The sequence below is a fragment of the Streptomyces sp. NPDC014995 genome, from assembly GCF_043080745.1.
GTDB lineage: Bacteria > Actinomycetota > Actinomycetes > Streptomycetales > Streptomycetaceae > Streptomyces.
This window is the reverse complement of record NZ_JBIBVX010000011.1, coordinates 85,387-107,353: the sequence shown is the minus strand read 5'-3', so window position 1 is coordinate 107,353 and position 21,967 is coordinate 85,387. Positions and strand designations below refer to the sequence as shown.

Genomic DNA, 21,967 nt, shown 5'->3' with positions numbered 1-21,967 from the left:
ATATGGGGGAGCGTCAGATCATCGATGGGTCAGGGCCGTTGGACTTCTTCGTCAGCTACTCACCGGCCGACGAACGCTGGGCGTCATGGATCGCCTGGACCCTGGAGGAGGCGGGCTACCGCACGGTCCTTCAGGCGTGGGACTTCGTCCCCGGCACCAATTTCGTGGACTTCATGGACCGGGGCGTGAGCGAGTCGGCCGCCGTCATCGCCGTCCTCTCCCGCAACTACGAGCGGTCCCGGTACGGCCGGATGGAGTGGCAGGCGGCCCTGCGCGCCGACCCGGACGCCCCGGAGCGCCGCCTGCTCACCGTACGGGTCGAGGACATCCCGGTGGAGGGACTGCTCGCCACCATCACCTACGTCGACCTGGTCCCCGTCACCGATCCGGCGGCCGCCCGCGACCTGCTCCTCACCCGGGTCCGCCAGGCCCTCGACGGCCGCGCCCGGCCCAGCCTGCGGCCCGACTACCCGGGCGGGAACGGGCCGCTGTCCCCGCCCGCCCCCGCACCGCCCACCGCGCCGCCGTCCGGCCGGCCCCTCGGGCGGCCCGGCTGGGCCGGGCGGCGCAGGCCCGCGGCGCCACCGGCGTACCCACCGGCGTCCGCGGGCGGGCCGGGACGCGAGGCGGTCACCGTCCTGCACCTGGCCGGACCGGCCTTCGGGCGGGGACAGGACCCGGCCGAACTACAGGCGGCGATCTGGGGGGACCTCGTCGAGCTGACCGACGCCGGCGCCCCCGCCCCCGACCTGCTGGTGGTCACCGGCGACCTGACCGCCTCAGGCAGCCCCCGCGAGTTCGACCAGGCCCTCGCCTTCCTCACCGGGCTGCGCGCCCTGCTCGGCCTCGAACCGCACCGGGTCGCCCTCGTCCCCGGCGGCCGGGACGTCAACCAGGCCGCCTGCCGGGCCTACTTCAGCACCTGCGAGGCCGACGAGATGCCGCCCCGGCCGCCGTACTGGCCCAAGTGGCGGCACTTCGCCCGGCTCTTCCAGGAGCTCTACCAGGGCCTGGACGCCGTCTTCGACAGCGACCAGCCGTGGACCCTCTTCCCGGTGCCCGAACTGCACACGGTGGTCGCCGGGCTGAACTCCTCGATGGCCTACAGCCACCGGCTCGACGACCAGTACGGCCAGGTCGGGCCCGAGCAGGCCGCCTGGTTCGCCCAGGCGCTGCGGCCGTACGAGGAGGAGGGGTGGCTGCGGATCGGGGCGCTGCGGCATCCGCCCGGCAGCGGCCGGGGCAGCGCGTCCGACGGGGGCGGCCCGCTGCGCGACACCGACGTCCTCGCCCGGCTCACCGCGCCCCGGCTCCACCTGCTCCTGCACGGCCCCGCGGGCGCCGGGGCCCGCCCCGGCCTCACCACCGCCTCCGGCGAGCTGCCGCTGCTCGGCGCCGCCGCCCCCGGCCGGCACCGGCTGCTGCGCATCGGCGGCGACGGACTCGCGGTCTGGGACGGGCCCGGGGAACCGGACCGGCGGCGGACGGAGTGGCGGCGGGCCCGCCGCGTGTTCGGCCCCGGACCGGACGGGCCGCGGACCGACGAGCCCGCCCCGGCCGCGGACGCCCCGGCGGATCCCGAGCCGCGCGCGGTCCAGTCCCCGGCCGAGGCGCTGCTCGCCCGCGTCGCGGAGGTCTGCCGCACCCGGCACGAGGGCGCCCAGATCCGGCCGGTGGCCGGACCCGTACCGCAACTGCTCGTCACCTGGGAGGAGTCCGGCTTCGTCCGCCAGCAGCGGGTTGCCGTGCACATCGGCACCCCGACCGCCGAGGACGTCGACCGGGTCGTGGCCCTCGTGCACGCGGCCGACGCCGAGACCGAGGCCGAACTCGTCCACGACGGCCCGCCGCCCGCCCGCGACCTGCGCGACCTGGCCCGCCGCAGGGGCGTGCGGGTGCGCAGCTTCACCGAGTTCCAGGGACTGCTCGACCTGCGCGGCTACGTCGCCGCCCAGAGCGAGCGGCTGCGCACCGACCCGCGCTACCCACCGGGCATGTACCTGCCGCAGCGGTACCGGGAGGTGGAGCGCCTCGGCTCGGAGGACCGCGACGGCCTGGTGGACGACATGCTCCGCCTCCTCGACTCCGACCAGGGCCGCTTCCTGCTGCTCCTCGGCGACTTCGGACACGGCAAGACCTTCGCGCTGCGTGAGCTGGCCCGCCGGATCCCGGCCGAACTGCCGCACCTGGTGCCGCTGCTGGTGGAGCTGAACGCCCTGGACCGGGCCTACTCGTTCGAGGGGCTGGTCGCCGCCCACCTCGCCGCCCACGGCGTCGACACCATCGACCTGCGCGCCTTCCGCTACATGCTCCAGCAGGGCCGGATCGTGCTGCTCTTCGACGGCTTCGACGAACTGGTCACTCAGGTCACCTACGACCGCGCCGCCGAACGCCTCCAGGTGCTCCTGGACTCGGCCGTCGACAGCGCCAAGATCGTCGTCAGCAGCCGCACCCAGCACTTCCGCTCCCAGGGCCAGGTGCTCACCGCCCTCGGCGAACGCGTCGGCCTCCTCCCGCACCGCAGGGTGCTGGCGGTCCAGGAGTTCACCCCGCAGCAGATCCACGCCTACCTGGTCAACCGCTACGACGGCGACGACCGCTCCGCCGACCGCCGGGTGCGGCTCCTCGACGCCATCCCCGACCTGCTCGCCCTGTGCCGCAACCCCCGGCTGCTCGGCTTCGTCGCCGACCTCGACGACGACCAGCTGCGCGCGGTGGCCGGCGCCGGCCGCGCCCTCAGCCCCGCCGGCCTCTACGAGGAGGTCCTCGCCGCCTGGCTGCGCTTCGAGGCGGAACGCGCCGGAGGCGGCCCCGGCCGGGCCCCCGGGCTCACCCTGGACCAGCTGTGGAGCGCGGTCACCGCGCTCGCCCTCAGACTCTGGGAGAGCGGCCAGGAATCGCTGCGCCTCGACGAGCTCACCGACGTCGCCGAGACCCTGACCGGGCTCGCCGACAGCAGACTGTCGGTGCCGCAGGCCGCGCACGCGGTCGGCTCCGGCAGCCTGCTGGTGCGCAGCGACGACGGCGTGTTCCGGTTCATCCACGGCTCGGTGGTGGAGTGGCTCGTCGCCCGGGCCTGCGCCCAACGGCTGACCGGCGGCGACACCGCGCTGCTGGCCCGGTGCCAGCTCAGCCGGCTCGCCGTGGAGTTCCTGTGCGACCTCGCCGACCACCGTGCCTGCCAGGAGTGGGCCGAGCGCACCCTGGGCGGCGACGGCGCGGGCGAGGAGACCGCCCGCGCCAACGCCGTGAAGATCCTCTCCCGGCTGCGGGTGCCCGCCCACACCGACCTGCGCGGCGCCGCCCTCGCCGGGGAGGACCTGTCGTACCGCGACTTCTCCGGCGTCGACCTCACCCGCGCCGATCTGACCGACGCCCGGCTGGTCGGCGCCAACCTCTCCGGGGCCGTGCTGCGCGACGCCCGGCTGACCGGTGCCCGGCTCGACGGCGCCGACCTGACCGGAGCCGACCTGCGCGGGGCCGATCTGCGGCGGGCCCGGCTGATCCGCTCCGACCTGACCGGCGCCCGCGTCGAGGGCGGGAAGTGGCGGCGGGCGGCGCTCGTCTCGGCGACCACCGGCACCGACCTGCCCGCCACCCCCGAACTGGCCTCCGCCGCCGTCGCCCCCGGCATGGCCGTCGACTCCGGCTTCCGGCCCTCGGCGGTGGGCGTGCCCTACGGCTACGACATGCGCACCAGCCGGCTGCCCGAGCCCATCTCGTACAGCCCGGACGGCGAACTCCTCGCCGTGGGCAGCGAGGACGGCGGGGTGCTGGTCTGCGACGCCGTCACCGGCACCGCCCTGCGCACGCTCCAGGGCCACACCGACCGCGTCTACGCCGTCAAGTTCCGGGAGCGGGTGCTGGCCACCGGCAGCGCCGACGGGACGGTACGGCTGTGGGACCCGGTCTCCGGCGCCTGCCGGCACCGGCTGGAGATCCACCCGTCGGGCGTCTGGCCGGTCGCCCTCGACGCCGACGGGTCGTTGCTGGCGACCGGGGACGCGGACGGCGTGGTCACCCTGTGGGACACGGCCACCGGAGCCCCGCTGCACCGGCTGCCCGGCCACTCCGCGCCCGTCTACACCGTCGCCTTCGGACCGGGCGACGCCACCCTGGTCACCGGGGACGCCTCCGCCGCCGTACGGCTGTGGGACCTCGCCGACGGACGGCTGATCGGGGACCTGCCGGGGCACCGGGGCGCGGTGTTCCGGGCCCGGTTCAGTCCGGACGGGACCCTGCTCGCCACCGGGGACATGGGCGCCGGGCGGGCCGGGACGGTCCGGGTCTGGGACGTGGCCGGGCGGCGGGTGCTGCACACGTTCACCGGTCACGCGGGGCGCGTCTACACGCTGGACTTCCATCCCGGCGGCCGGTTCCTGGTGAGCGGCGACACCGAGGGCGAGGTGCGGCTGTGGGACCTGGCCGCGGGGGCCGCCGCCGGGCTGCTCGGCGGCTGCCGGGGCGCGGTGTACCAGGTGCTGTTCGACCCCGACGGGACGCTCCTCGCCGCCGGGGACAGCCAGGGCGTCGTCCGGCTGTGGCGCGTCGCGCCGGACGCCGACCCGGTCGCCGTCCCCCTCAACCGGCAGCCCGCGGAGCACCGCGGCTCGGTCTGGGTGTGCAAGTTCCGCCCGCACGGCGACGGGCCCGCCCCGGAGACCGGTTCCCTGCTGGTGACCGGCGCCAACGACGGTGTCGTACGGCTCTGGGACCCCGCCACCGGACAGGGCCGGCGCATCCTGCGCGGCCACGGGCGCCGGATCGGCACGCTCTCCTTCAGCGGTGACGGCTCCCTCCTGGCGGCCGGCGGCAACGACGGTGTCGTGCGGTTGTGGCACGCCGCCTCCGGGCGGCGGCTGCGGGAGCTGACCGGGCAGAGCGACCGGCTGGTCTCGGCGGTGTTCAGCCCCGCCGACCCCACCCTGCTGGCCACCGCCGGCAGCGACGGCGACCTGTACCTGTGGAACGCCGGAACCGGCGAGTACCAGCGCGAGATGGACGTCGAGACCGACCACGTCTGGGCCGAGGCGTTCAGCGCCGACGGAAAGCTGCTGGCCACCGCCAACGACGACGACACCGTACAGCTGTGGTACCGGGCCACCGGCGCCCACGTCGTCACCGTCGCCGAGCACTACGGCCGGGTCCGCTCCATCGCCTTCCGGCCCGACGGGGCGGCCGTGGCCACCGGCTGCGACGACCGCAAGGTGCGCGTCTGGGACCTGGCCGCGCGCCGGATGACCGCCGTCCTCGACGGGCACGCCGACCGGGTGTACGCCGTGGCGTTCGCGCCCGACGGCTCCTGGCTGGCCAGCGCCTCCTGGGACGGGCAGGCGGTGATCTGGCGGGACGGCGCGGTCGCGCACCGGCTGACCGGGCACACCGGCAAGCTGTGGACGGCCGCCGCGCATCCCCGGCGGCCGCTGCTGGCGACCGCCGGCGACGACCGGACGGTCCGCCTGTGGGATCCGCGCACCGGGCGCGCGACCGCCGTCCTGACCGGCCACACCGGCCGGGTCCTGGCGGTCGCGTTCAGCCCCGACGGCTCGCTGCTGGCCAGTGGCGGCGAGGACGGCACGGTGCGCCTGTGGAACGTCCCCGGCGGCGCCCCGGCCACCCTGCGCGCCACCCTCGTCGGGCTGCCGGGCGGCTGGGCGGCGCTGTCTCCCTCCGGCGGGTACAAGTTCGAGGGCGACGTCACGGGCGAGTTCTGGCACGCGGTGGGGATGTGCCGGTTCGAGCCCGGGGAGCTGGACGGGCATCTGCCGGGGGTACGGCATGTGCCGCCGGAGGAGACGCTGGGGTGAGGGACGCGCCGGTCAGTGGCCGTGGGAGGCCTCCTCGCCGGCCTCGGACGGGTGCCCGGAGGGCTGCGCGGCCGTCGCCTGGGGGCCGGTGCGCACGGTGAACGCGGCCGTGCGGACCGTTCCGTCGACCTTGAAGTCCAGGAACAGGCGGTAGGTGCCGGTACTGGGCGCGGTGGCGGCGAAGGACACCTCGGGGCCGGACGTGGCCTCGCCCTCGGCCTCCTCGTGCGGGTGGACGTGCAGGTAGGCGAGGTCGCCGGAGCGCAGGGCGACCAGGTGGCCGTAGGCGCCGAGGTAGGGCTGGAGGTCGGTGACCGGCCGGCCGGCGCGGCGGACGGTGAAGGTGAGGTCGCTCTCGCCGCCGGACTTCAGCGCGCCGGCGAGGGTGACGGTGTAGCCGTCGACGGTGACGGTGGACGCGGGCGCCGGCGGCCGGGTCGCCCGGTACGGTCCGGTGACCGTCAGGTCGGAGCCGAGGGTGAGGCCCTCCGCCGCGCCGGCCGGGACGAAGTCCGCGAAGACGCGGTACCCGCCCGCGGCGGGGAGGTCGACCGGCGTGCTCCAGGTGCCGTCGGCGGCACGGGTGGGGTGCAGGTGGCGGTAGGTCGTCAGCTCGCGTGAGGCGAGGATCAGGTGCAGTTGTTTGCCGTGGGCGGTCTCGTACCGGGTCACCGGGTCGCCGTCGGCGTCGCGGATCACGAAGCTGAGGGCGGCCCCCTCGCCGGCCGGGACGGCCGTGGTCTCCAGGTCGAGGGTGTAGCCGTCCTGGGAGACCTGGAGGCCGGCCGGGGTGCGGTCCTCGGGCGGCGGCGAGGTGGTGTCCTGTTCGCCGTGCTCGTTGGCGGCCGTGTGCGCGGCGCTCTTCGTCTCCGGCTCGGCCGGCCCGAACACGGTACCGATGCCGTAGGCGCCGCCGAAGGTCACGGTGAGGGCCGCGCCGAAGGCGCCTATCTTCTGAAGGGAGTTCATGACGGGCTCCTGGTCTGATACCGCCGGGGGGTATCCATGGCGGCAGTTTATACCCCCTAGGGGTATCAGGAAAGCGGTGGGCGGTTGGGGCCACCTCGGTGTGGGCGCGCGACCGGGTGTCGCACACTCTCTCGAGGCCGTCCCGTGCGGCGCTCCGAAAAAGTGTTATCCCCGAAGCCTTCACCCCGTCTCCGCACGGTGATCCCCCGCATGGTCGCCACCCCGGGGCCACCTGAGAGGGTGCGGGGACGCGCGGGGTGAACCGAGGCGCACGGGACGGACGGAGAGGACGACGTGGACGGGCAGCACTGGCACTCCACCATCGCCGCCGCGCAGGCCGGTGACCGGCACGCGCTGGACGAACTGGTCGCGGGCTGGCTGCCGCTCGTCTACAACATCGTGGGCCGCGCCCTGAACGGCCACGCCGACGTCGACGACGTCGTGCAGGAGACCATGCTGCGTGCCGTCGACAACCTCGGCTCACTGCGCGATCCCGACAGCTTCCGCTCCTGGCTGGTGGCGATCGCCATGCGGCAGATCCGGGACCGGGCGCGCCGCCGCACCGCGCAGCGGCTGGACGAGAGCGTCCCCCGGGAGGGCGCCGCCGACTTCGCCGAACTCACCGTCCTCAAGCTCCAGCTGGAGGGCCAGCGGCGCGAGGTCGCGGAGGCGGTGCGCTGGCTCGACGACGAGGACCGGCAGTTGCTGTCGCTGTGGTGGCTGGAGGTCGCGGGCGAACTCACCCGCCGCGAGCTGGCGGAGGCCGTCGGCATCAGCCGGCAGCACGCCGCCGTGCGCGTCCAGCGGATGAAGGAACGCCTGGAGGTCTCCCGGGGCATCGTCCGCGCCCTCGACGGCGCCTGCCCCGCCCTGCGCGACCTGACCGCCCGCTGGGACGGCCGCCCCGACTCCGTGTGGCGCAAGCGGCTCGCCCGGCACATCCGGGGCTGCGGGTACTGCGGGGACACGCGTGACTCCGTCGTACCGGCGGAGCGTCTGATGGTCGGGATCGCGCTGGTGCCGGTGCCCGTCGGCTTCACGCTGTCCCTGGCCTTCGGCGGCAAGACCGCCGTGGCCGCCGGCTCGGCCGGCTGGTCGGCGAAGGTGCTGGCCGCGCTGACCAAGCCCGCCGTCGCGGTCACCGCGGGCGCGACACTGGCGGCGGGCGGCGCCTACGTCGTCGTCCAGACCCCGGACGATCCGCCGGCCCGTGCGGCCGTCGTGCCCACGGCGACGGCCGCGCCCGGTACGCCGCCCCCCGCACCGTCGGGGTCCGCCTCCTCCTCGCCGTCGCCCTCCCCGTCGGTGACCGAGAAGAAGACCGCCCGGTACGGCAGCGTCGTCGACGCCGTCGACAGCGCGCCCGATCCGGACCGGCGGCCCGCGAAGCTGCCGCACCGGACCGAGTCCGGGATCACCAGCACCGGTGGGCCGAAGGCCGTCATGCAGCACCGCGGCGACAGCGTGACCCTCAGCGGGCAGGGCTACGTCCTCGTGCGCTGGCAGATCTCCCCGAAGAGCCGGCCCGGCGCGCTGGTCATGCCGTCGTGGACCGGGCTGGAGGGCAAGCTGTTCCACGTCGCCTCCGGCGGCGGCCGCCGCATGGACGACCCCTTCGGCGGCGATGCCGACGGGTACGTGACCGGCATGGGCGGCCCCGACATCGGCTACGCCGTCCTGCCGCCCGGCACCCAGCAGATGTGGCAGAACGAGTACTTCTACCTCGACGGCAGCGTCACCCTCACCCAGAACGAACGCGGCGCCGACTACGGCCTCACCGTCTTCCCCTCCACCTGGGAGGCGGTCCACGAGGACGTCCTCCACGGCCCCGACCAGGGTGCCGTCCGCTACGGCCTGGTCCGTGACACCGGCGACGACGGCACCCCCGTCCCGCAGTACGTCACCCGCGGGACACCGGACGACCCGGCGACCGTGCCTCAGCGTTCCCGGGTGTAGCCGCCTCGCGTCACCCGGCGGGCCGTACCTCGCGGAGCGCGCACAGGATGTCGACGCGGTTCGTCGTGATCGAGTCGACGCCCAGGTCCAGCAGGCGGCGCATGGAGCGGCGGGTGTCGGGGGTCCACACCGAGAGCAGATAGCCGTCGCGGTGCACCCGGGCGGCCAGCTCGCGGTCGACCAGGGAGAAGCGGTAGTTGAGCCAGCGCGGCCGCACCGCCGCCAGCAACGCGGGACGCGCGGGCGCCAGGCTCGTACGGGTCAGGGCGATCTCGGCCGCCGGGTCGGCGGCGCGTACGGCGAGCATCGCGGTGGCGCCCGCGCAGTAGTACACGCGGTCCGCCGCCCCCGCCTCCCGTACGACGTCCACGACCCGGCGCGCCGTCCGCACGTCCCGCGTGCCCGGCAGATCGAGCATCACCCTGCTGCCCTCGGTCGCCGCCAGCGCCTCCGCCAGGGTCGGCACCCCGCCCCCCGTCAGCCCCCGCACCTCGGCGGCCGACAGCGACAGCAGCGGCCGATCCTGCTCCCACAGCCGCTTCAACGTGTCGTCGTGCAGCAGCACCGGCACGCCGTCCCCGGTGAGGCGTACGTCGATCTCGACGGCGTCCGCACCCAGGTCGAGTGCGGAGCGCAGCGAGTCGAGGGTGTTCTCGCGGAAGCGGTAGGGGGCGCCGCGGTGGGCCACGGCAGTCACGGTCTGCATGGGCTCATTGTGGCGTCAGCCCGCGAGCCGGCCCGAGGTGTAGGCGTCGATCTCGGCCCTGAGCCCGGCCTTGGCCGGCTCGTCGAGGAACGACGCCTCCACCGCGTTCTTCGCCAGGTCGGCCACGCCCCGCTCGTCGAGGCCGAGGAGCCGTGCCGCGACCGCGTACTCGGTGTTGAGGTCGGTGCCGAACATGGGCGGGTCGTCGGAGTTGACGGTGACCAGCACCCCCGCCTCGGTGAACTGCTTGAGCGGGTGCTCGTCGAGGGTGCGGACCGCTCGGGTGGCGATGTTGGAGGTCGGGCACACCTCCAGGGCGATGCGGTGCTCGGCGAGGTGGGCGAGGAGCTTCTCGTCCTGCGCGGAGCTGGTGCCGTGCCCGATGCGCTCCGCGCGCAGGTGGGTGAGCGCGTCCCAGACGGTCTGCGGGCCGGTCGTCTCACCGGCGTGCGGCACCGAGCGCAGGCCCGCCGCGATCGCCCGGTCGAAGTACGGCTTGAACTGCGGGCGCGGTACGCCGATCTCCGGCCCGCCGAGACCGAAGGAGACCAGTCCCTCGGGGCGCAGACGGTCATCGGTGGCGAGGCGGGTCGTCACCTCGGCGGCCTCGAGGCCGGCCTCGCCGGGGATGTCGAAGCACCAGCGCAGGGCCGTGCCGAACTCCGCCTCGGCCGCCTTGCGGGCGTCCTCGATCGCGTCCATGAAGGCGCGCTCGTCGATGCCCCGCCTCGTGGAGGAGAAGGGGGTGATCGTGAGCTCGGCGTACCTGACCTGCTGGCGGGCCAGGTCACGGGCCACCTCGTAGGTGAGGAGCCGGACGTCCTCCGGGGTGCGGATGAGGTCCACGACGGACAGGTACACCTCGATGAAGTGCGCGAAGTCCGTGAAGGTGAAGTAGTCGACCAGGGCCTCGGGGTCGGTGGGGACCTTGGAGTCGGGGTGGCGGGCGGCCAGCTCCGAGACGATCCGCGGGGAGGCGGAGCCGACGTGGTGGACGTGTAGTTCGGCCTTGGGCAGACCGGCGATGAAGGAGTCGAGACGGTGGGTCAAGGGGGCCTCCCCGTGATCGGCTGATCGGTGGGTCGGGGTCATCGTAGGCGGACGGGGGAGGGCCGCGGGCCGCCCTCCCGAGCCGGGCCGGACACCGCTGTCCAGGCACGGGCCTTAGCATTGCGGAACGCACGACAGAGGGGGGCTCGCGCATGTCCGACGACGCGTCGACGCCGGAAGCGCCGGAGAACACGGCCGCGGACGCCGGCCACAACCCGTGGTCCGCGCCCGGGTCCGTCCCGGAGGGGGCCGAAGGGCCGCAGTACGCGAGCGCGGAGGGGGCCGAAGGGCCGCAGTCCGCGAGCGCCGAGACGGCCGCCGAGTCGCGGGACGCGAGCGCCGAAGGGGCCGGGGAGCCGCAGTACGTGGGTCCCCAGTGGGCCGGTGAGCTGCGGGACGCGAGCGCGGAAGGGGCCGGCGAGCCCCACGTGAATCCCCAGTGGGCCGGTGAGCCGCGGGACGCGAGTCCGGAGGGGGCCGCCGAGTCGCGGGACGCGAGCGCGGAAGGGACCGAAGCACCGCAGTATGCGAGTCCCGGGCGGACCGGTGAGCCGCAGTACGCGGGTCCCGAGAGGGCTGGTGAGCCGCGGGACGCGGAGCCCAGGGTGGCGCTGAGCGAGGACGCGGAGCCCAGGGTGGCGCTGAGCAAGGACGCGGCTGCCGCCGGTCAGGGCGGGACGCGGGACCAGGCACCGTCCCTGTCCGTTCACGACCAGCGGACGGTCACCTCGCTGCCGAGCGTGACCCCGGCCGCCCCGGCTGTCGGGGACGGCGTCCCGCAGGGGTGGGCGAGCCCCGCGGCCCCGCCGGCGAACGGCTCCCTGGCTTCCTTCCCGCCGCCGAACCCCGCCACGGCGGCCGGCGGCCCGCACCCCTTCGCGCCTCCCGTCGTGCAGGACGGGGCCGTTCCCCCGCCGCCGATCGCTCCGGACGGGCCGGGCCGAATGCCGTACCCCCATCCCGGTGGGCGGGGATACGCGGCACCGGTCGGCTACGGCGGTGCGCCGGGCCCCTACGGGTGGCCCGGGATGCGGCCGATGGAGAACGGCATGGGCATCACCGCGATGGTGCTCGGGATCATCGCGGCCGGCGGGTTCTGCATGTGGCCCGCGGCCATCGTCACGGGCGTCCTCGCCGTGATGTTCGGTCTGATCGGCCGGGCGAAGGCCAGGCGGGGCGAGGCCTCGAACCCGGGGCAGGCCCTCGCCGGCATCATCTGCGGCGCGGCCGGGTTCGTGCTGGGAATCGGGCTGGCGGTGCTGGTGATCGTGGCCGGCTGAGCCGGCCGGGCTCATCCGCTCCGCAGGCGCTCCCGCGCCTCCATCAGCGCGAAACCCAGCAGGTTCGGCCCTCTCCACCGCCGCGGATCCGACGCAGCCTCGTCGCCCGCGGCGAGGCCGATGCCCCACACACGGTCGACGGGGCTCGCCTCCACCAGCACCCGCCCGCCCGTGTTCAGCAGGAACTCCCGCAGCTCGGGGTGGGCCGTGAACTTGTGGACGCTGCCCTCCACCACGATCCGGAACCGCTCCCGCTCCCAGGTCGCCTCGTCGAAGTCACGGACCAGGCGGCCGGCCTTCTTCGCCTCGGAGGGGTGCCCGGCGGCCAGCGCCTCGCGCTCCGCCTCCGCGTCGCCGAAGAGCCGCGCCTTGCCGGCCATCATCCAGTGCTCGGCCGTCGCGTAGGTGACCCCGTCCACCGTGAAGGGGGACGGCCACCACTGGCTCAGACAGCTCGCGCCCACCCGGCCGTCGGGGAGCGGCCGGTGGCCCCAGAAGTGCAGGTACCTGATCCTCGCCCCCGCCCGGACCTGCCCGACCAGGGCTTCCCAGGAATCGATCTTCTCCATGCCGCCACTGTGGCACGCGCCGCTGACAGCGCGTCCCTCCTTTTCGTGACGGGCTCACCACCCCGTCGACAGATTCCGTCGCGTAACCAAAAGGCAACAACGGAATCCCTTGTTGGAGTGCCACTGCTCTGTCAGGATCGGCACTCACATCGAGCTGGAGCTACGCCACCCGGCCCCGTGCACAGCGGGGTGAAGGCGGAGGAGAGCGACATGCAGAACCCGGGCACCGCCATCCCGGACCGATCCGACCGGTTTCCCGCACGGGAACGTTTCGCGGACGGCGCCCAGTACATCGCGGGGCGCCTGAGGAAGGGGACGTCCGGGCGGACCCACGCCGTGGTCGATCCGGCCCGCGGCGAGGAGGTGTACACCTACGAACTCGCCTCCACGGCCGACGTCGACGCGGCCGTCGCGGCCGCCCGTGCCGCCTTCCCGGGCTGGGCGGGTGCCACTCCGGCCGAGCGCTCCGACGCCCTGCACCGCTTCGCCGCCGTTCTCGCCGAGCGCGCGGAGGACTTCGCCCGGGCCGAGTCGTCGCAGTGCGGCAAGCCGCTGAAGCTGACCCGCGAGTTCGACGTTCCCGGGACCATCGACAACACCGCCTTCTTCGCGGGTGCCGCCCGGCAGCTCGCGGGACAGTCGGCGGGGGAGTACTCCGGGGACCACACCTCGTACGTGCGCCGCGAGCCCATCGGCGTGGTCGGCTCCGTCGCCCCCTGGAACTACCCGCTCCAGATGGCCGCCTGGAAGATCCTCCCGGCCATCGCCGCGGGCAACACCGTCGTACTCAAGCCGGCCGAACTCACCCCGCTGACCTCGCTGTTGTTCGCGCAGGCCGCCACCGACGCCGGGATCCCGGACGGGGTCGTCAACATCGTCACCGGGACCGGGAAGGAGGCCGGTGAGCATCTCGTCGGACACCCCGACGTGGCGATGACCTCCTTCACCGGGTCCACCGACGTCGGCCGGCGCGTCGCCGAGATCGCCACCGCCACCGTCAAGCGGCTGCACCTGGAACTCGGCGGGAAGGCCCCCTTCGTCGTCTTCGACGACGCCGATCCGGAGGCCGCCGCCAACGGCGCCGTCGCCGGCGCCCTCATCAACACCGGGCAGGACTGCACGGCCGCCACGCGCGCGTACGTGCAGCGGCCCCTCTACGAGGCGTTCGTCGAGCGGACCGCCGCCCTCATGGAGACCGTCCGGCTCGGGGATCCGTTCGCCCCGGGCACCGACCTCGGGCCACTGATCTCGCACGTCCACCGCGACCGGGTCGCCGCCTTCGTCGACCGGGCGCGCGCCTACGCGCGCGTGGTGACCGGCGGCGAGGCCCCGCGCGGAGAGCTCGAGAACGGGGCCTACTACCTCCCCACCCTCATCGCGGACGCGGCGCAGGACAGCGAGATCGTCCAGTCCGAGATCTTCGGGCCGGTCCTGGTCGTCCTGCCCTTCGACAGCGACGACGAGGGGATCCGGCTGGCCAACGACACGCCGTACGGGCTGGCCGCCTCCGCCTGGAGCCGTGACGTCTACCGCGCGAACCGGGCGACACGCGAGATCAGGGCCGGGTGCGTGTGGGTCAACGACCACATCCCGATCATCAGCGAGATGCCCCACGGCGGGTACCGGGCGTCCGGCTTCGGCAAGGACATGTCCATGTACTCGTTCGAGGAGTACACGCAGATCAAGCACGTTATGTTCGATAACACGGCGGTTGCCCGGAAGCCCTGGCACCGCACCGTCTTCGGGGACCGTTAGCGACGACCGGCCGCCGACCACGGCCAGACCTCCCGAAAGGGCACCACGCGCATGGAGCAGTACGAGCCCGACCGCCTGACCCCGCCCCAAGTGGCCGCCATGCGGCGCAGCCTGCGCAACGGCAGGGCGGCCATGACCCGCAGGTCGCTGCTGCGCGCCTCGGCGGGCGGCGCCCTGACGCTGGGCGGTCTCGGGGCGCTGAGCGCCTGCGGGATCCCCGCGGCCGGCCGGACCGAGGGCGGCACGTCCGCCGAGGACCACTCGGCCGAGGAGAAGACCGTCACCTTCTCCAACTGGACCGAGTACATGGACGTGGACGACTCGGGGAAGCGCCACCCCACCCTCGAGGCGTTCACCCGGCGGACCGGTGTCAAGGTCAAGTACACCGAGGACATCAACGACAACAACGAGTTCTTCGGCAAGATCAAGCCGCAGCTCGCCGCGGGCCAGGACACCGGCCGCGACCTCCTCGTCCTCACCGACTGGCTGGCCGCCCGCCTCATCCGCCTCGGATGGGTGCAGAAACTGGACCCGTCCAACCTGCCGCACGCCTACGCCAACCTGTCGAGCCAGTTCCGCAGCCCCGACTGGGACCCGGGACGGGCGTACTCGTACCCCTGGCAGGGCATCTCGACCGTCATCGCCTACAACAAGAAGGCGCTCGACGGCATCGAGGTGAAGTCGGTCTCCGACATGCTGGACAACCCCAGGCTCAAGGGGCGCGTCGGCTTCCTCACCGAGATGCGCGACAGCATCGGCATGACGCTGCTCGACATGGGCAAGGACCCGGCGAAGTTCACCGACGACGACTACGACGCGGCCGTCGCCCGCCTCCAGAAGGCCGTGGACAGCGGCCAGATCCGCCGCTTCACCGGCAACGACTACACGTCCGACATCACCAGCGGGGACTTCGCGGCCTGCATCGCCTGGGCCGGTGACGTCGTACAGCTCAAGGCGGACAGCCCCGACGTCGACTTCGTCATCCCGGACAGCGGCTACATGACGTCCAGCGACAACATGCTGATCCCCAACAAGGCGCGTCACAAGACCAACGCCGAACGGCTCATCGACTACTACTACGAGCCGCAGGCGGCCGCCGAGCTCGCCGCCTACATCAACTACGTCTGTCCCGTCGACGGCGTGCAGGCGGAGCTCGCGAAGATCGACGAGGATGCGGCGAACAACCCGCTGATCATCCCCGACCAGGCCATGCAGGCCAAGTCCCATGCCTTCCGCTCCCTGAGCACGAAGGAAGAGACGGCCTACGAAGAGAAGTTCGCGAAGCTCACTGGGGCGTGACGACGATGAAGACGACAGACAACGGCGGCGACGTCCGCCTCTCCGGCATCGGCAAGACCTACGGCTCGTTCACCGCCGTCCACCCGCTCGACCTGACCGTCCCGCAGGGCTCCTTCTTCGCCCTGCTCGGCGCCTCCGGCTGCGGCAAGACCACCACCCTGCGCATGATCGCCGGACTGGAGGAACCCTCCTGCGGCACCGTGCACCTCGGCGACCAGGACGTGACGGCACTCCCGCCGTACAAGCGGCCGGTGAACACGGTCTTCCAGTCGTACGCCCTCTTCCCGCATCTCGACATCTTCGAGAACGTCGCCTTCGGCCTGCGCCGGCGCGGTATCAAGTCGGTGAAGAAGCAGGTGGAGGAGATGCTGGACCTCGTCCAGCTCGGGGAGCAGGCCCGCAAGAGGCCGCACCAGCTCTCCGGCGGCCAGCAGCAGCGGGTGGCCGTGGCCCGTGCGCTGATCAACCACCCCAAGGTGCTCCTCCTCGACGAGCCCCTCGGCGCCCTCGACCTCAAGCTGCGCCGCCAGATGCAGCTGGAGCTCAAGCGCATCCAGACCGAGGTCGGCATCACCTTCATCCACGTCACGCACGACCAGGAGGAGGCCATGACCATGGCCGACACGGTCGCCGTGATGAACGCGGGCCGCGTCGAGCAACTCGGCTCGCCCGCCGACCTGTACGAGAACCCGAGGACGACGTTCGTCGCCAACTTCCTCGGCACCTCCAACCTCATCGAGGCCGAGGTCGACTCCACGAGCGGCGACGACATCGTGCTCACGGCGGGCGACGGCAAGCTGGTGCTGCCCCAGGCGCGCTGTGCCACGCCGGCCACGGCGGGCGGCAGGGTGCTGGTCGGCGTCCGGCCCGAGAAGATCTCCCTCACCCACACCGACGACGCCGGCGGGATCCCCGACGGACGCAACCGCGTCACCGGCCGGATCACCGCCACCTCCTTCATCGGCGTCTCCACGCAGTACGTCGTCGACAGCGCCGTCTGCCCGGAGTTCGAGGTCTACGTCCAGAACGTCGACCGCGACGCCCGCCTGGCCCCCGGCGCCGAGGTCGTCCTGCACTGGAGCCCGGCCCACACCTTCGGCCTGGACGCGGCCCAGGACATCGACGCGGGCACCGAGGAAGAGGCGGCCGCCTGATGTCGACCCTCACCGAGGCGCCCCCGCCTCTCGCACCGACGGCCCCCGGGACGAAGCCACCGCGCAGGAGGGGCCGCTGGACGCCGTACTGGCTGCTGCTGCCGGGCCTGCTCTGGCTGCTGGTCTTCTTCGCGCTGCCGATGGTCTACCAGGCCTCCACCTCCGTGCAGACGGGCTCGTTGGAGGAGGGCTACAAGGTCACCTGGCACTTCGCGACCTACTGGGACGCGCTCGGCGAGTACTGGCCGCAGTTCCTGCGCTCGGTCGCCTACGCGGCCGCCGCGACCGCGCTGTGCCTGGTGCTCGGCTACCCGCTGGCGTACCTGATCGCCTTCCGGGCGGGCCGCTGGCGGAACCTGATCATGGTCCTGGTGATCGCGCCGTTCTTCACCAGCTTCCTGATCCGCACGCTCGCCTGGAAGACGATCCTCGCGGACGGCGGGCCGGTCGTCGGCGCGCTCAACACGCTGCACGTCCTGGACGTCACCAGCTGGCTCGGCTGGACCTCCGGCGACCGGGTGCTCGCCACGCCGCTGGCGGTGGTGTGCGGTCTGACGTACAACTTCCTGCCGTTCATGATCCTGCCGCTCTACACCTCGCTGGAGCGCATCGACGGGCGGCTGCACGAGGCGGCCGGCGACCTGTACGCCAAGCCGCTCACGACCTTCCGGAAGGTCACCTTCCCGCTGTCGATGCCCGGCGTGGTCTCCGGCACGCTGCTGACCTTCATCCCGGCGGCCGGCGACTACGTCAACGCCGAACTCCTCGGCTCGACCGACACCCGCATGATCGGAAACGTCATCCAGACGCAGTTCCTGCGGATCCTGGACTATCCGACCGCGGCCGCCCTCTCCTTCATCCTCATGGCCGCGATCCTCTTCATGGTCACCTTCTACATCCGCAGGTCCGGGACGGAGGATCTGGTCTGATGCCGTTCGTCAACTGGCTCAAGCGCCATCTCGTCGTCATCGCGGGACTTCTGACCCTCGCCTATCTCCTGCTGCCGAACGTCGTCGTCACGGTGTTCTCCTTCAACGCACCGAAGGGACGCTTCAACTACGCGTGGCAGCAGTTCTCCACGGACGCCTGGCAGGACCCGTGCGGCGTCCCGGGCCTGTGCGGCTCGCTGTCGCTCAGCCTCCGGATCGCCTTCTGGGCGACGCTCGGCGCCACCGTCCTCGGCACGATGATCGCCTTCGCGCTCGTCCGCTACCGCTTCCGCGCGCGGGGGGCCGTGAACTCGCTGATCTTCCTGCCCATGGCGATGCCCGAGGTCGTCATGGCGGCCTCGCTGCTCACCCTGTTCCTCAACATGGGCGCGCAGCTGGGATTCTGGACGGTCCTCATCGCGCACATCATGTTCTGCCTCAGCTTCGTCGTGACGGCCGTCAAGGCACGCGTCATGTCGATGGACCCGAGGCTGGAGCAGGCGGCCCAGGACCTGTACGCCGGACCCTTGCAGACGTTCCTCCGCGTCACCCTGCCGATCGCGGCACCGGGAATCGCCGCGGGCGCGATGCTCGCCTTCGCGCTCTCCTTCGACGATTTCATCATCACCAACTTCAACGCGGGCTCGACCGTCACCTTCCCCATGTTCGTCTGGGGTTCGGCACAGCGCGGAACGCCCGTCCAGATCAACGTCATCGGTACGGCCATGTTCCTCGTCGCCGTACTGCTCGTCCTGACCTCGATGGTCGTCGGCAACCGCCGTAACAGGCGCAAGGCATAAGCAGCCGTAGGGAGTTGAAATCATGGCCCCGAGCGCCATGAGCCGTGGCAGAGACACCAACTGGACGAAGTCCCTGTCGGAGGCCCAGCCGGTCCCGTACTGGCTGGAAGACCCCGGCAAGCCCCGCCCCGAGCCCGCTCTCACCGGCGCCGAGACCTGCGACCTGCTGGTCGTCGGCGGCGGCTACAGCGGACTGTGGACCGCGCTGATCGCCAAGGAGCGCGAGCCGCAGCGGGACGTGGTGCTGCTGGAGGGCCGCGAGGTGGGCTGGGCCGCCTCGGGCCGCAACGGAGGCTTCTGCGCGGCCTCCCTCACGCACGGTCTGGCCAACGGGCTCGCCCGCTGGCCGGAGGAGATCCACACGCTGCGGGAGCTGGGCGAGCGCAACCTCGACGAGATCGAGGCGGCGATCGCCCGGCACGGCATCGACTGCGACTTCGAGCGCACCGGCGAGATCGACGTCGCGACCGAGACGTACCAGGCGTGGCACCTGCGCGACTGGTACGAGGAGATCGCACGCGAGGGCCTCGCCGACGGCATCGAGTTCCTCGACGCCGACGCGGTCCGCGAGCAGGTGAACTCGCCCACCTTCCAGGCGGGTCTGTACGACCGCCGGGGCGTGGCCATGCTGCACCCGGCCAAGCTCGCGTGGGGCCTGAAACGGGCCTGTCTGAAGCTCGGCGTCCGCGTCCACGAGCACACGCCCGCGCTGACGCTGAAGCCGTACGGCGCCGGGATGACCGTACGCACCCCGTACGGGCAGGTCCGCGCCCGACGGGTCGCGCTCGGCACGAACGTCTTCCCGAGCCTGGTCAGGCGGGCGCGGTCGTACACCGTCCCGGTCTACGACTACGCGCTGATGACGGAACCGCTGACGGCCGGGCAGCTCGCCTCGGTCGGCTGGCAGAACCGCCAGGGCCTGGGCGACTCGGCGAACCAGTTCCACTACTTCCGCCTCTCCGCCGACAACCGCGTCCTGTGGGGCGGCTACGACGCGATCTACCCGTACGGCGGCCGCGTCCGCGCCGAGTACGACGACCGGCCGGAGACGTACGCCAAGCTCGCCGGGCACTTCTTCACCTGCTTCCCGCAGCTGGAGGGCGTCCGCTTCACGCACGCGTGGGGCGGCGCGATCGACACCTGCTCGCGCTTCTCGGCGTTCTTCGGCACGGCACACCAGGGCAAGGTCGCCTACGCGGCCGGCTACACCGGACTCGGCGTCGGCGCCACCCGGTTCGGGGCCGAGGTGATGCTGGACCTGCTGGCCGGGGAGACCACCGAGCGCACGTCCCTGGCGATGGTCCGCAAGAAGCCGCTGCCCTTCCCGCCGGAGCCCTTCGCCTGGACGGGCATCGCCCTCACCAAGTGGTCGCTGGCGCGGGCGGACGCGCACGCCGGACGGCGCAACCTGTGGCTGCGGACGATGGACCGGCTGGGCCTCGGCTTCGACAGCTGACGGCCTCTGCGATGGAGCGAGCCGTTCACCCCGACGGGTGGCCGGAACCCGCGTAATGCCGGCCGGGGACCTCTCTCTCCCTTCCTGACGCGCACGCGTCCACGAGAGAAAGGGAGGTCCCCTCATGGCTGGGGCGAAGACGGCCGTCGCATGGCTGGCATCCGTCGCACCGGACCCCGAGGCCTGCCGCCGGGAATGGGAGCGCGACCCCCTCGGGGTCGCCGTGCTGCCCGTCGGCGAGGCCTGGGACCTGCTCATCCTGCCGAGCCGGCTCGGCAGTCCCACGCTCGACGTCCTGACCCGCGTCCTCGACCGGCCGGGGCCCGTACTGGCCGCCTTCGACGACGACCGGGCGGGCTTCCTCGTGCCGCCGGGCACGGCCGCCCGCTGGCTCGGCACCGGGATCCGCACGGCCGGAGCGGGCACCTGGATCGTCGTGCCCCATCCCGGCCGCTCGACCGGAAGCATCCGCTGGCTGGTCCCCCCGGACGGCTCGGGCACCCTGACCGACCCGTTCCTCCTCGAACGCGCGATGCACGAGGCGGCGGCGGGCCCGCCCCGGGGAGAGCACACCTGACCCCCGGCCGCCCTCCCCGGCTACTCCGGTGACGTCGCCTTCAGCGCCAGCCACAACTCCATCCGCACGTCCGGGTCGTCCAGCGAGCGCCCCAGGATCTCCTCCACGCGGCGCATGCGGTAGCGCAGGGTGTGGCGGTGGACGCCCAGGTCGGCGGCTGCCGCGTCCCACTGGCCGTGGCGGGAGAGCCAGGCGCGCAGGGAGGCGACCAGGTCGCCCCGGCCGGTCGCGTCGTGTTCGCGCAGGGCTCGCAGCAGACCGTCCGCGAAGGCCTTCACCGCGTCGTCCGCGAGGAGGGGGAGGACCGAGCCCGCGGCGAGCTGCTCGTGTTCCACGAGGACACGGCCCCGGCGGCGGGCCACGGACAGGGCCTGTTCGGCCTGCTTGTAGGCCGCGGCCGCCGCGATCGGGCCGGACGGCGCGGACAGGCCGACGACCAGGTGGTCCTCCTCGCCGCCCTCCCGGACGGTCCCGGCCGCGCGGGCCTGCTCCAGCGTCGCCGCGTGGTTCCCGCACGCCAGCACGGCCTTGCCCTCGTCCGCGCCCAGCACCACCAGCCGTTCGCCCTCGGGCACCACCAGCACCGCCTCGCCCGAGCGGGCGGCCGCCGACTCGACGACCTCGGCCAGGGCCCCAAGTGCGTCCCCCGCCCCGTGCGGCGCCTCCGCGACGATCACCCGGAAGGGAGCGTCGAGCAGACTGCCGTACAGGTCCCCCGCGACGGCCCGGGCGTGGTCCGGTTCGCCGGCGAGCAGCATGCGCAGCACCGCCGCGCCGAGGCGCTGTTCGGCCGCGTGCAGGGAGCGGGAGCGTTCCGTGGTGAGGGTGAGCAGGGCGATGGCCGAGTGGACGGCGTAGCGCTCCGCCGTGCCGAGGGCCGACGCCGTACCGACCGCGAGGGCCGCGCGGGGGCGGCGGCCGGTGCCCAGGGAGTGCAGTTCGACCCGGTCGTCGTGGTCGGAGTGCTCCGGTCCGCCGACCACCGCCGAGGCCGGCGCCGGCCGGTCCCGCAGCCGCTCCACGTCCGCCGTGAGCCGTGCCGCCCGCCGACCCGCCCACTCGGGCGCGGCCGCGACGACGGCGCCCGAGGCGTCGTACAGCGCCGCCCAGCCGTCGACCTGGGAGGCGAGCGCGGCCAGCAGGCCCTCCGGGCCGTCGGTCAGCGCCTGCCTGGTCAGCTCCCGCTGGGCCGCGAAGCCCGCCGTGACCGCCCGGTACTGGTCGGCCGCGATCGCCGCCGACACCGCCTTGCTGATGGCGAGGAAGGGCGTGCGGCGCGGCACCTCCAGCAGTGGCAGGCCCGCCTCCTCCGCCGCGTCCACCAGAGCCTTCGGGATCTCCTCGTAGTTGACGCCGACGGCGAAGCCGAGCCCGACCACCCCCGCCCCGGCCAGGCGCTTCACATAGCGCCGCATGGCCTGGGGGTCCTCCGCGTCCAGTTTCAGCGCGGTGATCAGCAGCAGCTCGCCGCCCTCCATGTACGGCACGGGATCGGCGAGCTCGCTGACGTGCGCCCAGCGCACCGGCACGTCCAGGCGGTCCCCGCCCGCCCGCACGGTCAGCTTCAGCGCGGAGTGGTGGACGAGCGAGGCGAGCGTGGGGGGCATGGGGCCTTCAGGTCTGAGGGGCGATCGTCGACGAGGATCGTGTGCGTCCGACG

At 73.3% G+C, this 21,967-nt stretch carries 15 protein-coding genes; 10 read left to right on the top strand and 5 right to left on the bottom strand.

Features of this window, described 5'->3' with window-relative positions:
• Nucleotides 1-2 precede the first annotated feature (2 nt).
• On the top strand, nt 3-5,807 hold the full coding sequence (locus ACF1A1_RS22390; protein ID WP_392002131.1) for a TIR domain-containing protein: 5,805 nt from the start codon (nt 3-5) through the stop codon (nt 5,805-5,807).
• A gap of 12 nt (nt 5,808-5,819) precedes the next feature.
• Here ACF1A1_RS22390 and ACF1A1_RS22385 read toward each other — a convergent pair whose 3' ends face one another.
• Nucleotides 5,820-6,776: a hypothetical protein gene (locus tag ACF1A1_RS22385; RefSeq protein ID WP_392002129.1), complete on the bottom strand. Its 957-nt coding sequence runs from the start codon at nt 6,774-6,776 to the stop codon at nt 5,820-5,822.
• Nucleotides 6,777-7,070: 294 nt separating this feature from the next.
• Between ACF1A1_RS22385 and ACF1A1_RS22380 the strand changes: the two genes are divergently transcribed.
• On the top strand, nt 7,071-8,732 hold the full coding sequence (locus ACF1A1_RS22380) for an RNA polymerase sigma factor (RefSeq protein ID WP_392002128.1): 1,662 nt from the start codon (nt 7,071-7,073) through the stop codon (nt 8,730-8,732).
• 10 nt (nt 8,733-8,742) lie between these two features.
• Here the strand turns inward: ACF1A1_RS22380 and ACF1A1_RS22375 are convergent, their stop codons facing one another.
• Nucleotides 8,743-9,438 carry a glycerophosphodiester phosphodiesterase gene (locus ACF1A1_RS22375; RefSeq protein WP_392002126.1) on the bottom strand — a complete coding sequence of 232 codons (696 nt, stop codon included), beginning with the start codon at nt 9,436-9,438 and terminating at the stop codon, nt 8,743-8,745.
• 15 nt (nt 9,439-9,453) lie between these two features.
• A complete protein-coding gene (locus tag ACF1A1_RS22370) occupies nt 9,454-10,530 on the bottom strand; it encodes an adenosine deaminase (RefSeq protein ID WP_392002124.1) in 1,077 nt (358 codons plus the stop codon).
• Between the two features lie 110 nt (nt 10,531-10,640).
• On the opposite strand from ACF1A1_RS22370, the gene ACF1A1_RS22365 reads away from it, so the two are divergent.
• Complete coding sequence (locus ACF1A1_RS22365) at nt 10,641-11,768, top strand: hypothetical protein (RefSeq protein WP_392002123.1); 1,128 nt, start codon at nt 10,641-10,643, stop codon at nt 11,766-11,768.
• Nucleotides 11,769-11,779: 11 nt separating this feature from the next.
• Here ACF1A1_RS22365 and ACF1A1_RS22360 read toward each other — a convergent pair whose 3' ends face one another.
• A complete protein-coding gene (locus tag ACF1A1_RS22360) occupies nt 11,780-12,337 on the bottom strand; it encodes an NADAR family protein (RefSeq protein WP_392002121.1) in 558 nt (185 codons plus the stop codon).
• Nucleotides 12,338-12,547: 210 nt separating this feature from the next.
• Between ACF1A1_RS22360 and ACF1A1_RS22355 the strand changes: the two genes are divergently transcribed.
• The 7 genes from ACF1A1_RS22355 to ACF1A1_RS22325 all read left to right on the top strand — a co-directional run bounded on the left by ACF1A1_RS22355 (nt 12,548) and on the right by ACF1A1_RS22325 (nt 20,307).
• Nucleotides 12,548-14,092: a gamma-aminobutyraldehyde dehydrogenase gene (locus tag ACF1A1_RS22355; protein ID WP_392002120.1), complete on the top strand. Its 1,545-nt coding sequence runs from the start codon at nt 12,548-12,550 to the stop codon at nt 14,090-14,092.
• Nucleotides 14,093-14,143: 51 nt separating this feature from the next.
• Nucleotides 14,144-15,391 (top strand): spermidine/putrescine ABC transporter substrate-binding protein, encoded by a 1,248-nt coding sequence (locus ACF1A1_RS22350; protein ID WP_392002118.1) that lies wholly within the window; start codon nt 14,144-14,146, stop codon nt 15,389-15,391.
• Nucleotides 15,388-16,545, top strand: coding sequence for an ABC transporter ATP-binding protein (locus tag ACF1A1_RS22345; RefSeq protein WP_392002116.1), 1,158 nt, complete (start codon nt 15,388-15,390; stop codon nt 16,543-16,545). Before ACF1A1_RS22350 ends, ACF1A1_RS22345 begins: the two co-directional genes overlap by 4 nt.
• Nucleotides 16,545-17,474 carry an ABC transporter permease gene (locus ACF1A1_RS22340; RefSeq protein ID WP_392002114.1) on the top strand — a complete coding sequence of 310 codons (930 nt, stop codon included), beginning with the start codon at nt 16,545-16,547 and terminating at the stop codon, nt 17,472-17,474. The genes ACF1A1_RS22345 and ACF1A1_RS22340 overlap by 1 nt, the downstream gene beginning before the upstream one ends.
• Entirely contained in the window at nt 17,474-18,274 is an 801-nt protein-coding gene (locus ACF1A1_RS22335) for an ABC transporter permease (RefSeq protein ID WP_392002113.1), read from the top strand. The genes ACF1A1_RS22340 and ACF1A1_RS22335 overlap by 1 nt, the downstream gene beginning before the upstream one ends.
• Nucleotides 18,275-18,296: 22 nt before the next feature.
• Nucleotides 18,297-19,730, top strand: coding sequence for an NAD(P)/FAD-dependent oxidoreductase (locus ACF1A1_RS22330; RefSeq protein ID WP_392002111.1), 1,434 nt, complete (start codon nt 18,297-18,299; stop codon nt 19,728-19,730).
• Nucleotides 19,731-19,854: 124 nt separating this feature from the next.
• On the top strand, nt 19,855-20,307 hold the full coding sequence (locus tag ACF1A1_RS22325; protein WP_392002110.1) for a hypothetical protein: 453 nt from the start codon (nt 19,855-19,857) through the stop codon (nt 20,305-20,307).
• A 20-nt stretch (nt 20,308-20,327) separates the two neighbouring features.
• Here the strand turns inward: ACF1A1_RS22325 and ACF1A1_RS22320 are convergent, their stop codons facing one another.
• On the bottom strand, nt 20,328-21,914 hold the full coding sequence (locus ACF1A1_RS22320) for a PucR family transcriptional regulator (RefSeq protein ID WP_392002108.1): 1,587 nt from the start codon (nt 21,912-21,914) through the stop codon (nt 20,328-20,330).
• Between the last annotated feature and the right edge of the window lie 53 nt (nt 21,915-21,967).